This window comes from Terribacillus sp. 7520-G, from assembly GCF_002271665.1.
GTDB lineage: Bacteria > Bacillota > Bacilli > Bacillales > Amphibacillaceae > Terribacillus.
The window spans coordinates 78,340-90,586 of sequence record NZ_NQFP01000010.1; the positions used below are offsets into that span (position 1 = coordinate 78,340).

The following is a 12,247-nucleotide window of genomic DNA, read 5'->3' on the forward strand; positions in this document are numbered from 1 at the left end:
GCATCGGCATAGGATAATGTATATCAGCATCAAAGGAGAAGAAAAGATGTATTATAAAGATCCACGCTATCCTTATCATCCAGCTTCAGGGCCCTGGCGCAATCCACAGTGGCCGCAACATGACTACAATCAGCAGCCAGCCCATGATTACGGGAATTCCCCATATGTCGTCGATATCGAACAAGCAACAGAGCAAAACCACTTTTTCCGTACAGCACTGTGGACAGGAAAACACCTTCAATTGACATTGATGAGCATCCGTCCTGGAGAAGATATCGGATTGGAAAGACATCCGGATATTGATCAGTTCCTCCGTATCGAATCCGGTCACGGACTAGTACAGATGGGTGTCAGGAAAGAAAACTTAGATCATCAGCAATACGTCCAGGATGATTTTGCCATTTTCGTTCCAGCCGGCACATGGCATAACATAATCAATACCGGTCATACACCTTTGAAGTTATATACTATCTATGCACCGCCAGAGCATCCATATGGGACTGTCCATCGAACCAAACAGGAAGCCTTGGCTGATGAATGACAGAAGACCCACAGCCTTCCATGCTGTGGGTCTTTTGCTCTTTAGCTGTAAGGATATTGTCTGCGATCATGCTGGATGCTGATCCATTTTGTTGTTGTGAACGCATCAAGGCTCCAGTCACCATTCAGACGACCAAGACCGGAATTCTTCACGCCGCCGAATGCGACAGTTGGTTCGTCATTGATGGTCCCATCATTGATGTGGATCATGCCTGTATCCATTTGCTTCGCCAGTTCTGCGCCGCGCTCCACATCTTTCGTGTGGATTGCACCGCTCAAGCCATAATCACTGTTATTGGCATAAGCCAGCACTTCTTCATCATTTTTGACTTTCATGATGGAGACGACTGGTGCGAATAATTCTTCATTCGCCAGTGTCATATCCGGCGTCACATCCCCGAACACGACCGGCTCGACCACATTTCCTTCCACTTTCCCTTTGATGAGCGGCGTGGCACCTTCTTCGATACCTTTTTCAATCAACGCAACGGTCGTTTTCACCTGCTGTTCATTGATAAGCGGTCCGATGATTGTGCTTGGATCTTTTGGATCGCCGCAGGTAAGCGTGGAAACCTTCGCCAAGTATTTCTCCACAAACTCCTCATACACATCTTCATGCACAATCAGTCGGTTGGCAGACATACAAATCTGACCTTGGTGAGTGAATCGGCTGAAAACGGCCGCACTTACCGCAAGCTCCATATCCGCGTCTTCCAAAACGACCAAGGCACTGTTGCCGCCAAGCTCCAAATGCGCCTCTTTCAGATTCTTACCGGCTACCATGCCGATATGCTTACCGACTTTAGTGGAACCCGTGAAGGAAACCGCACGCGGAATCGGATGCTCAACGAAGTTATCCCCGATTTCACTGATTTCCGTCACGATGACATTCAAAAGACCCTTCGGCAGTCCAGCTTCTTCAAATAGCTTTGCAATCATTGTACCGCCAGTGATCGGCGTATGCTCATGCGGCTTCAGCACGACTCCATTACCAGCTGCCAATGCAGTCGCAACGGATTTCATCGATAGGAAGAATGGGAAGTTGAACGGGCTGATGACACCTACCACACCTACTGGCACGCGATAGACACGATTCTCCTTGCCATCGATCGGAGACGGCAGAATCTGACCGTTCATGCGGAATGGGAATGTAGATGCTTCCTTGATGATATTTGTCACAAGACCGATTTCAAATTCAGCTTTTAGTCTGGTGCCGCCGATTTCTTCCACGATAGTCTCCACAAACGCTTCATGGTTGGCTTCAAGATACGCAACCGCTTTTTCGAAGACAGCACGCTGTGCCACCGGGTTGGTATTCGCCCATTCCTTCTGAACGCGTGCAGACGCTTCATACGCTTCATTCAAATCAGCCAAATTCGCAGCTTGGTAAGTCGCGATGAGTTCCCCGTTATACGGATTGCGATTCTCCATCTTCACGCTGCTTTGACCTTCCCGCCATTCTCCGTTGATATACTGACTATTCAAATGCTTGAAATTTTCCATGTCGGTCACCTCTATTAGTCTTTGATCGTGATATTCTCTTTTGCTAGTTGTGCCAGAGTTTGCACATTGGCATTTATTTCTTCCATCGTTGCTGTCAGCTCTTCAATGGCAGCAGATTGTGTATCCGATTCTGCATTGGCTTCCTGAATGGAATTACTCAGTTTGCCGATAACAGCCTTTATTTTTTCTGTGATTTGATGAATTTCGGTAACCTGTTCCTTGGAACCAGCTGCCATTTTTCGAATTTCGTCCGCCACCACACTGAAGCCGCGCCCATGTTCCCCTGCGCGAGCCGATTCGATCGCAGCATTCAGCCCAAGTAGATTGCTTTGATCTGCAATCCCTTTTACAACATTGGATACTTCCTCGATTGTATCCACGCTTTCCGTTACTTCCGAGGCCTTCTTGGATATGTAAGACATGCCTTCTGCCAAACCGGAAATCGATTGTGCCATATCCTGGATCGTTGCCGTAACGTCACCAATGACCCCAGAAAGATTGGAAGCAATAGTGGATAACTGATTGGCACTTTCAATGCTCAGCCCTACACCGACACCGCCAATGACATTCCCTGCTTCATCGTGCAGCGGAATTGCCCTGGCAATGATACTGACACCGAAAAGCTCCTCTGGCACTACTGCATACTGATTCTTATTCTGACGGATAGCTGCTGTTACGATATCCCCTTCCATCAATGGGTCCCCCGGTGTCACATTCAGCGAGAAGGTTTTAGCCGGAAAATTGATGATCAGCTTTTCTGTATTATAAATACCGATTGTGACATCATCATTGATTAAATCCTGGAGAAAAGGCCCTGCCTTTACAAAGGCCTCCAGCATCGGATGCAATGCCTGTTCTGTTTCCTGTACTTGCATGCTCATCAGATCAAGCCCCTATTCATAAAATTTCATTCCATTACTATATATCGGCAATTTCCCATATTTGTGAAGATTTTCAGGATAAATGAAATTCCCGCAATATTCCCGATTTGGTATTATGGTATGAAAAATCAACCAGAGCCAAATCATCAAACTAAATCTTAAGACCTAAATCCAAACAGGAAACACCAGGTAATATTTTCCTGCACATCTTCAGCACAGCAGAATGACATATCCACTGAAGTTATAAATAGGTAAAACAAAAAAAGCCTCAGCAGGCTTCTTTCATCTTCCGGTATGTCCTCTTTTTTTGCGTTCCTTCACAATACGCCAATACCCCATCTGGAACAATACTATCCCAATTACGATGATCACTATCCCTATGATGATGGCAAGCATGTCATCAACTCGCCAGAATATAATCAATAGAATACCGATCGCTTCCAACAATAGGCCGGCTATAAGCAGCCATTTATTCATCATTAACCCTCCCCTTTACATGAGGTCCCGAGGGTTAATGATAGCAAGAGTTTGATGATCCTGCCACTTTCCATTGATTTTGACGTTTTGCTTGGCGATACCTTCCTTATGGAACCCTGCCTTCAGCAATACCTTGATCGAGCCGAGATTATGCGGCATGACACCTGCCTCCAACCGATGGAATTCCAATTCGTCAAAAGCAATATCCACTACCTTGCGGACAGCCTCTGTCATATAACCTTTACCGTTCTGTTCCTTATCCAAAAAATAACCGATCCAGCAGCTTTGCAGATTCCCGCGCACCACTTCAGACAGCATGACAATACCGATGATTTTATTGTCCAAAAGAATCACATAATGATAGCCAGTATCCTCGCCGGCTGATGCAATTGCCCGATTGATACGCTCGCTTTGCCCGGCCAATGTGTAGAAATTCCCTTCACGCTTACCTGTATAAAGCTGAAAGAATTCTTTATTACGCAATTCCAGCGATAAGAGCTCCGCTGCATCCTTTTCTTCGACTAACCGTACTTCAATCATGCCCGCCACCTCCTGACACCTCATCCCAATCTTCTCCTGCCCCTTGAAACCCGAATGTGCAATAAAGTATCTAGCTCGATAATTCTGATTCGCCACCACGAGATAAAGCCGATGCATGGCCTTGTCGAAACAATGCTTGTTCACCATGCTGAATCAAAGCGGCAGCTACACCTTTCCCTTGTCATTCCGGACATGTCGCCACATAGGCCAGTAAAGGAACATTTTGGTACAGCGTCACCATCGTGACACCGATTATTCCTTCCTTGTATTCGAATGAAAAAGAACAAGAAGGAATGAATACAATATACTTCCCTTCCATCACTCTATTAATATAATGCCATCAGTGGCGTTGAATCGTTTCATTGTGCTTATCTCCCCATCAATACTCTTTTTTCCGTCCGAAGCGAAGCACATAAGCAGCCAGCGACAGCACAATCGCTGCACAAATCAACAGATCCGGTATCCACAGGACATATCCATCCAGATTTGACCGGATTCCAATCAAATAGATAACCGTAAATACCCAAAAACCGATTTCCTTCAGTACTTGGATTGTCCGCACCTTGCAACTCCTCCCGTGATCTTATATGTCTGATACGGAAAGTAAATGGAAATAGTTTCAAAAATCACACTGTTTAAAATCACTATTCCGGCATTTAGCTATATGAGATACTAGAAAGGCAAAAAAGGGGGAGTTTCATGTACGCTTATTTCAATTTTGCTGATGCAGACGGGCAGACACAGCATCGCCGATTCACGGGACAGCATGCATTGCTGACTGCTCACACGATGGAAGAAGTCATACCCTGCCTTGAGCAGGTGCAAGCATATACAAAAAAAGGATTTTATGCAGCCGGCTATCTATCCTACGAAGCTGCAGGAGCATTCGATCCAAACTATGTCACTGCAGAAGGGGCAAATCTGCCGCTGCTGCAATTCGGCATCTATAAAAATCATTGTAAAGAACAGCCAGCAGCAATTGGCACAGCACCAGAAAAACTGAATTGGGAGCCAGCCATCCGAAAAAAAGAGTATGAGCAGGCTATCCGGACGATCAAAGAGGAGATTGCTTCCGGAAACACCTATCAAACAAATTATACGATGCGTCTGCGCACACATTATGCCGATGATCCCGCCGCCCTTTTCCGCCAGATGCAGCAAGCGCAGCGTGCAGATTACACTGCCTATCTTGATTGGGAAGATACAGCAGTATTGTCTGCTTCTCCAGAGTTATTTTTCCGCTGGGACGGGAAACGCATCATCACGAAGCCAATGAAAGGCACAACCAAACGCGGGGATACATACGAGCAGGATCTTAAACAGCGGGAAACCCTCGCAGCATCCGCGAAGGATCGTGCTGAAAATGTCATGATCGTCGACCTTTTGCGAAATGATATCAGCCGGGTCGCCAAGCTGGGGACTGTCCAGGTCCCAGCTTTGTATACAGTCGAGAAATACCCGACCGTCTACCAGATGACCTCGACCGTCGAAGCGGAAACCGTCCCGGGCACAACGATCATTGACATCATGCGCGCACTTTTTCCATGCGGATCGATCACAGGTGCTCCCAAAGCTAGTACGATGCAAATCATCTCCAATCTTGAGCCGGAACCACGGGAAGTCTACTGCGGTGCCATCGGCTATATCGAGCCAAATGGCGAAGCTGTCTTTAATGTACCCATCCGTACGGCGATAGTCGATAAAACGAAACAGCAGGCTACGTACAGCGTCGGAGGAGGCATCACCTGGGACTCCACTGCCAATGGGGAGTACGAAGAAGCAATCGCCAAATCATCCGTGCTGCAGGAACAGCTTCCTGAGTTTGAACTGCTTGAAACAATAGCGTATGAAGATGGTGCTTACGTGCTGGAGGATGAGCACCTGCAGCGACTAATGCAATCTGCCGATTATTTCAGCATTCCAATCGAGGAAGCAGATATCTGTGATCTCCTGCGTCAGCATCAAGCAGCGTATCCGGGACAATCCCATCGATTACGCCTTTTAGCTGATCAACGCGGAAAGCTTGCGCTTTTTCATAGTGAGCTGCCAGCTCCAATGAAAGGTAAGCAAAAATTCGCACTTGCTGACACACCTATCGACAAGACAAATCGATATTATTACCATAAGACGACTTATCGCCAAATATACGACGACTACAAGCTCAAGGAACCGGATATTTTTGATACGCTGCTTTGGAATGAAGCAGGCGAGCTGACAGAATTCACGATCGGCAATCTAGTCATGGAGCAGGATGGTGAACTGCTGACACCTCCAGTATCAAGCGGCTTGCTGCCAGGCACATTGCGGGAAGTTTTAGTGAAAAAAGGTACGATAAAAGAAACCATCTTGACGAAAGCCTACCTCCAAACCGCCTCCCGTATATGGCTGATCAATAGTGTTCGCGGCTGGGTGGAAATGGAGCCCGTCCATTAAGGACGGGCTGTTTTTCTCGCCTTCAAAATCAAAAAAGACGGCCGGCGCAGCTCATGCTCTATCCGCGGAAGCTTGGCAATGGCAGCTCCATCCGGAACTGGTTCGATTACTTCTTCCAGGCTGAAACCGTTCCGGATAAGCCCATTGCACAAAGCCGCAAACGATCGATGGTAATAAATCACTCCATCCACATACCATTTGGTCTCGCGTCTGTCTTGCTCGTGGTAGTTATCAACGGCGAAATGGAGCCAGTTCCCTTCTGTATCCGTGATCCATTTCTTCCCTTCCTTTCTGGCAGTGACAATTGGATGCTCAGTGGAGAATAATAGGACAGCCCCTTCTTTCAAGGCCGCATGGATGGATCGGATGACTGCTTCATAGTCTGCAACGTAATGCATCACAAGCGAACTGACCGCAACATCATAGCTTCCGCTGGCAAACACTGCATCCTCCAACGCTGTTTGAACGTATTCTATTGCAGGATGGGCATTTCTGTTTTTTGCTTCCCGCAGCATATTACCGGATGGATCAATCGCTGTCACACGTAATGCTCCCTGTTCGGCACAATACCTTGCCAAATCCCCCATGCCACAGCCAATATCCAAGACACGCTTGCCCTCTAAATCAGGCAGCATCCGTTTGATTTCCGGCTGCTCCAGCAGTTCATTGTAATTCACCGGATTTTCCCGGAGAGCCTTGTAATTTTCAAAAAATAACTCGTTGTCATAAATATTCTGCTTCATGATAACGCCTCCTAATCTATAATCGAATACAATTCCATTTTGGCATCAATTTAATAAAATACTAGACATATAATTCTGATTTTTGTATCATTTAGATTGAGGCGTATCTTCTTTAAGATAATAAAAAAGATCACCATCGTGACCTTTTCATGATTTATCCTTCAGCTTTTCCATCTCTTTTTTCATCTGTTTCTTCAGCTGCTTGAACAGCTTTTCCCGCTCTTTCTTCACTGCTTTTTTCACTGCATGCGAGATGAGCTTCTCCAGTTCCTCAGAGGTCATGACCAGTTTTTTTGTGTCCGGCTCATACTCTTTGGTCTTGCTTTGCCCAGTCAGCTGCTGGATTGCATCAGCAAATGACAGTTTTTCTCCAAGTAATCTCTTTAATTCCTCCAAAGTGGCAATGTCTTGTTCCGTATATATCCGTTGTCCTTTCTCATTTCGTTCAAATGGATAATGGGCACCTTCCAATGCGATAGCCCATCTTCTAAGCGTCGAGGTCGTTACATCCAATGAAGCAGCCAGATCCTTTGCCATGTACTGTGTTTCTTGCCCGGACAAATACATTCCCCCTTGCCGTATGTATACTGGAAACACTTTCCTAAAGTATACTATAGGAATGGCAGAATCCAAAGCCCGGATAGTCTAAAATGACTCGATCCACTGCCGGAGTGCGCAAGCCTGATGCTGGTGAAACAAATGATTCACTGCTTCCTCCGGTTTCAGCCAGATCAATTCATGGTCTTCCTCCGCTGGTTCCATCTCTTTTAAACCAATCGAGCAGCTATAAAAACTTGCTACATTCTGTATGTATCGAGCATCCCTGGACTGGAAAAATTGTGTCCCGGTACATAGAAATGATGGCTTGTTTATCAAATAGCCTGTTTCCTCCAAAACCTCCCTTCGCAGGGTTTCCACTTCATCCTCGCCATGCTCCATTCCTCCCCCAGGCAGGAAAAGCAGTTGATCATATGTCAGCCTTATCACTCCTATTCTTTTGGATTTGTCGTGGATTATCCCATAGACCGCCCGCCTTTCTTTATATTCCTGGCCGGGCTCTTTGCTACCGAATACATGCATCGTCTACCTCCTTATCATTGGTAAACATTAGTATACAAGAAAAAAGAAAAGCCCATGAGGGACTTTTCTCAGGATTGGGATAGACGAATCGTCTTTATCTCATATGGAGTGAAGGATAACTCTATCGTTCCTTCCTGCGGGCTTTTATCTATAACTCTTTCCCGCAGATCACATTCCTGCCAGCTCGTATACGCAAAGACAGGCTGGATCGTCACCTCCTGTGTCCCCCCTGTGTATTCATGCAGACGGATGACGATATCGTCATTATCTTCTGCTTTTTTCATTGCATCCAGCTGCACATGAGGATTATCAATGACAAATAGCTTATCTGTGTTTTTCTCTTTACCTCCGCAGCATACTCGGAACGGCTGATTGAGCTTCCAGGCTTCCTGTACCGTATTTGCTTCCACCCATCCTTTTTCATGCGGGTAAAGGGAGTACGTAAAGAAATGACGGCCCTGATCTTGCTCGATATCCGGTGCGATCGCGGACTTAATCAAAGACAATCGAATCGTATGATCTTTGATATCGTGTCCATACTTGCAATCATTCAGCAGGCTGACGCCATAATTACGCTCGGAGAAATCCACCCATTGATGGGCAACCGATTCGAATCTGGCTGCATCCCAGGAAGTATTCCAATGCGTCGGCCGCTTGACGTTGCCATATTGGATATCATATGTTGCTTCCGTAGCACGGATACGAACCGGAAAGGCTACTTTCAATAATTGCTGACGTTCATGCCAATCCACTTCTGTCTTAAAATCGATCACTTTCCGCTTGCGGTAAAAAATGATGTCCTGATGAATCGTCGAACTGCCATAATACCAGTTTGCTTCGATGACAAGCTGCAGCGGTCCTGCTTCCTTCAGAGTGAGATCAAGAAGATTCGTAATCTCCCTCTTTTTCTCCTGATAGAACAAATCAATATCCCAAGCATCATAATCCAGCGGCTTATCCTCAAAAACCTGGAACACATTCACCGTCTCTGCCTGTGCTACTACCTGCCGTTTCGCCTTTTTATCATATAGGGATTCGATTTGTCCAACTTCATTGAATTTCACTTCATAAAATGGAGTCACAAGCTCCCGACCCTTCCATTCGAACCACCCTCCCCCTGGTTCGGTGTCTGCCTTTTCCGTATTCAGATAGATTTGTTTACATCCCGTCCCTGGAACATCCGGTACATCGACCAGCCAGCCGTCCTTGCCCTTTTGGGCCAGTAAAACCTCACCGTCTTCATCCTCCCATACACCTTCATCCTCTGTCTTTATCTTGACGATGCCATCCAAATTCCAGGATGAGGAATTGACGATACTCCATGCTTGCTTCTTATCTGCAGCCAGGCTGTCTGCCGCTTCTTTTTGTAAGATTTGCAGTTTTGCACGGGCTTCCTCATATTCCTTCTTGCTGTCTTCATATACTTCCCGAATGGAAGAACCCGGAATTATATCGTGAAATTGATTCCGCAGTACGGTCCTCCACACCTCTTCCAGGGTATCGGATGGATAATTCAGAAAATCATTTGCCTGTATTGCTTTCCATACTTGGATGAATTCCGTTTCACGCAGCTCCAATTCCATTTTGCGATTCATTTTTTTATTGTAAGCCTGACTTGTATACGTACCGCGGTGATACTCCAAGTATAGCTCCCCATCCCAAACCGGCATGAATTCCGATGTATGCCGGGTTTGATGATGCAGCGATTCAAAGTAACTTTTCACATCGCCTGTTTTGACATTGGGGAGTCCTGGTATACGATCGAGTCTCCGTCTCATCTCGAGCATCGTGCGGTTTACGCCGCCCCCGCCGTCTCCGTATCCATAGGAAAGGAGGAGCTCCTTCGTCAGTGCTTTGTTTTTATAGTTATCCCACGTACCAGTTACGGTATCCGGCAGGATTTGACCATTATAAGTAGCGAACCAGGTATTTTCCCTTGGAGAAGGATCCGGTGTCGTGATGAATTGGGTCAGTACTTCACTTCCATCCAATCCCCGCCAAGTGAATGTATCATTCGGCATCCTATTGAATTGGTTCCAGCTGATTTTTGATGTCAGAAAAGTATTGATTCCGGCTTTGGTAAGGATTTGAGGCAATGCCCAGGAGTAACCGAACACATCCGGCAGCCACAGATAATGCACATCTTTTCCGAATTCTTCCTGGATGAACTTTGCTCCCTGCAGGATCTGACGCACCAAGGATTCACCAGAAGGCAAATTGCAATCGGCCTCCAGCCACATTGCTCCATCCACTTCCCATTGCCCTTCAGCGATTCTCTCTTTGATCTGGGCATACAATTCCGGAAAGTCTTGTTTTACATAGCTATAGAGCTGTGGCTGTGTTTGCAGGAATTTATAGTCTGGGTATCTCTCCATCAGACGCAAAGCCGTGGAGAAGGAGCGCCCCGCCTTCTCCCTTGTATGTTTAAGACGCCACAGCCAAGCCACATCGATATGGGTATGGCCGATACAGCGAATAGTCACCGGGGAAGAACTGTCCATGGCATCCAGCCGGTCCTGAAGATGGTCATTTGCCTCATAGACAGACTGATAGAACGCATCGCTGCCCGGTGAGCTCCAGTCTATCAATCGGATGGTATGGTCCAGCAGTGATAGAAGCTGTACCCGCTCCGCGGCATTCTCGTCCAGTATTCGTATCGTTTCTAAAATGGCAAAGGACGTATAATAGAAATCATCGGTTCGTTCATCGAAAACCGCTAGTTCAGCCTGCTTCAACTGATGCTCTTGATCTATCCTTTTACCGCCTCCTTCCAAGCCAGACCACAAACGAAATGCCAGATAGATAGGCTTACCATGCCAGTCATCCTCGAAAAATAATTCCTGGTGATTGGAATCCACCGCTTGATACATCACTTTGTTCACATAGCATTGCGATTCAAAACCCGAATTCCCTCCGCCGCCTGTCTTGCCGAAATCAAATAATCCAACAACCTGCTTACCCGCCCATTCTTTGGGAAGATGGATTTCTTTTGCCAGCCAAACATAACGATCCCGGCCCTTCCAATGGTCACCTATATGAAGCTTCTCCTCGAAGACTTCCAGTGCCGGAACTTCCGGTGCAACCCTTTTCTCTTCATCCTCCAGCGCGAGAAAATGCTGCAGATCAAGTCGATCCCAATAACGATATTTCTCTAGTTCCTCTATTCTTCTTTCGAGCTGTCGTTCTTTCAAATTGAACATACTGACACTCCTTTATCCCTTGGAGGCTCCGCCGAGGCTGAAGCCCTTGGACATATATTTTTGTGCAAAGATATAAAGAATGATGGATGGCATTGTATACAGCATCGAGAACGCGGCCAATTTGCCATACTCGATAATTCCGTAATTACCGAAGAATTGATACAGCGTCACGGATGCCGGAAGTTTTTCCTGAGTCTGCAGCAAAATATACGGAACGAAGAAGTTCCCCCAGCTGCCAGTGAAGGTAAAGATGGCAATCGTGAAAATCCCTGGCAGCATCAATGGTCCAACCACTTTCCGCATGCTTGTCAAAACAGATGCCCCATCCACCCATGCGGATTCCTCCAGTTCGACCGGCACTGCATCCATGAAATTCTTCATCATCCAGATTGCATAGGGCAGCCCTGAGGCGGCAAGGAAAATCGTCGTGAAAATGATCGAATCCTGGATGTTCAAGAAAAGGAACAGCTGATAGACAGGCACCATGACAGCAGTGATCGGCAAAGACGTCATAAATAATATGGTCAAAAGGAAGGAGCGCTTATAACGCAGCCGATAGCGGGAAAGCGGGTAGGCAGCCAATCCGGCAACAATCACGACTATCGTTGCCTGCCCAAGTGAAATGAACAAGCCAATCGCAAAAGAGCGGATATTACCCGGATCCGAAAGAATGGCGGTAAAGTTATCCAATGTCCATTTCCCCGGCAGCTTGATGGCTTGTGTCGCCTGCTGGTCAAAAGAGGCGAAAACAAGCCATAAAAAAGGCAGCAAGAAGCAGATGGCCAAAAAGACCAGCGCCAGATAGTGGATCACTAATTCTTTTTTCGATATCTTCATTCTGCATCCCTCC

At 46.6% G+C, this 12,247-nt stretch carries 12 protein-coding genes; 2 read left to right on the forward strand and 10 right to left on the reverse strand.

Translation table 11 applies throughout. From position 1 onward, the window contains the following. Positions 1–46: 46 nt before the first annotated feature. Entirely contained in the window at positions 47–541 is a 495-nt protein-coding gene (locus CHH53_RS04555; protein ID WP_095214939.1) for a cupin domain-containing protein, read from the forward strand. A gap of 41 nt (positions 542–582) precedes the next feature. On the opposite strand, the gene CHH53_RS04560 is transcribed toward CHH53_RS04555, so the two are convergent. From CHH53_RS04560 to CHH53_RS04580, 5 genes are all read right to left on the reverse strand, one after another. After that, positions 583–2,043 (reverse strand): aldehyde dehydrogenase family protein, encoded by a 1,461-nt coding sequence (locus tag CHH53_RS04560; protein WP_095214940.1) that lies wholly within the window; start codon positions 2,041–2,043, stop codon positions 583–585. A gap of 14 nt (positions 2,044–2,057) precedes the next feature. Next, the gene (locus CHH53_RS17825; RefSeq protein ID WP_369819859.1) at positions 2,058–2,924 is read right to left on the reverse strand and encodes a methyl-accepting chemotaxis protein; all 867 of its coding nucleotides are present in this window, start codon (positions 2,922–2,924) and stop codon (positions 2,058–2,060) included. Positions 2,925–3,206: 282 nt separating this feature from the next. Next, positions 3,207–3,404 (reverse strand): hypothetical protein, encoded by a 198-nt coding sequence (locus CHH53_RS04570; RefSeq protein ID WP_158221482.1) that lies wholly within the window; start codon positions 3,402–3,404, stop codon positions 3,207–3,209. Between the two features lie 12 nt (positions 3,405–3,416). Then, positions 3,417–3,941: a GNAT family N-acetyltransferase gene (locus CHH53_RS04575; protein WP_095214942.1), complete on the reverse strand. Its 525-nt coding sequence runs from the start codon at positions 3,939–3,941 to the stop codon at positions 3,417–3,419. Positions 3,942–4,320: 379 nt separating this feature from the next. Continuing rightward, on the reverse strand, positions 4,321–4,503 hold the full coding sequence (locus tag CHH53_RS04580; RefSeq protein WP_095214943.1) for a hypothetical protein: 183 nt from the start codon (positions 4,501–4,503) through the stop codon (positions 4,321–4,323). A gap of 137 nt (positions 4,504–4,640) precedes the next feature. Here CHH53_RS04580 and pabB point away from each other — a divergent pair, with 137 nt between their 5' ends. Further along, a complete protein-coding gene (pabB, locus tag CHH53_RS04585) occupies positions 4,641–6,374 on the forward strand; it encodes an aminodeoxychorismate synthase component I (RefSeq protein ID WP_095214944.1) in 1,734 nt (577 codons plus the stop codon). Here pabB and CHH53_RS04590 read toward each other — a convergent pair. From CHH53_RS04590 to CHH53_RS04610, 5 genes are all read right to left on the reverse strand, one after another. Further along, a complete protein-coding gene (locus tag CHH53_RS04590) occupies positions 6,371–7,117 on the reverse strand; it encodes a class I SAM-dependent methyltransferase (RefSeq protein ID WP_095214945.1) in 747 nt (248 codons plus the stop codon). The two genes, pabB and CHH53_RS04590, sit on opposite strands and share 4 nt — an antisense overlap. Before the next feature lie 147 nt (positions 7,118–7,264). Continuing rightward, positions 7,265–7,678: a helix-turn-helix domain-containing protein gene (locus tag CHH53_RS04595; RefSeq protein WP_158221483.1), complete on the reverse strand. Its 414-nt coding sequence runs from the start codon at positions 7,676–7,678 to the stop codon at positions 7,265–7,267. An 84-nt stretch (positions 7,679–7,762) separates the two neighbouring features. Continuing rightward, positions 7,763–8,197, reverse strand: a complete 435-nt coding sequence (locus CHH53_RS04600; RefSeq protein WP_095214947.1) for an NUDIX domain-containing protein — start codon at positions 8,195–8,197, stop codon at positions 7,763–7,765. Positions 8,198–8,265: 68 nt separating this feature from the next. Further along, on the reverse strand, positions 8,266–11,397 hold the full coding sequence (locus tag CHH53_RS04605) for an alpha-mannosidase (RefSeq protein WP_095214948.1): 3,132 nt from the start codon (positions 11,395–11,397) through the stop codon (positions 8,266–8,268). Positions 11,398–11,409: 12 nt separating this feature from the next. Continuing rightward, positions 11,410–12,234: a carbohydrate ABC transporter permease gene (locus tag CHH53_RS04610; RefSeq protein WP_095214949.1), complete on the reverse strand. Its 825-nt coding sequence runs from the start codon at positions 12,232–12,234 to the stop codon at positions 11,410–11,412. Positions 12,235–12,247 lie beyond the last annotated feature (13 nt).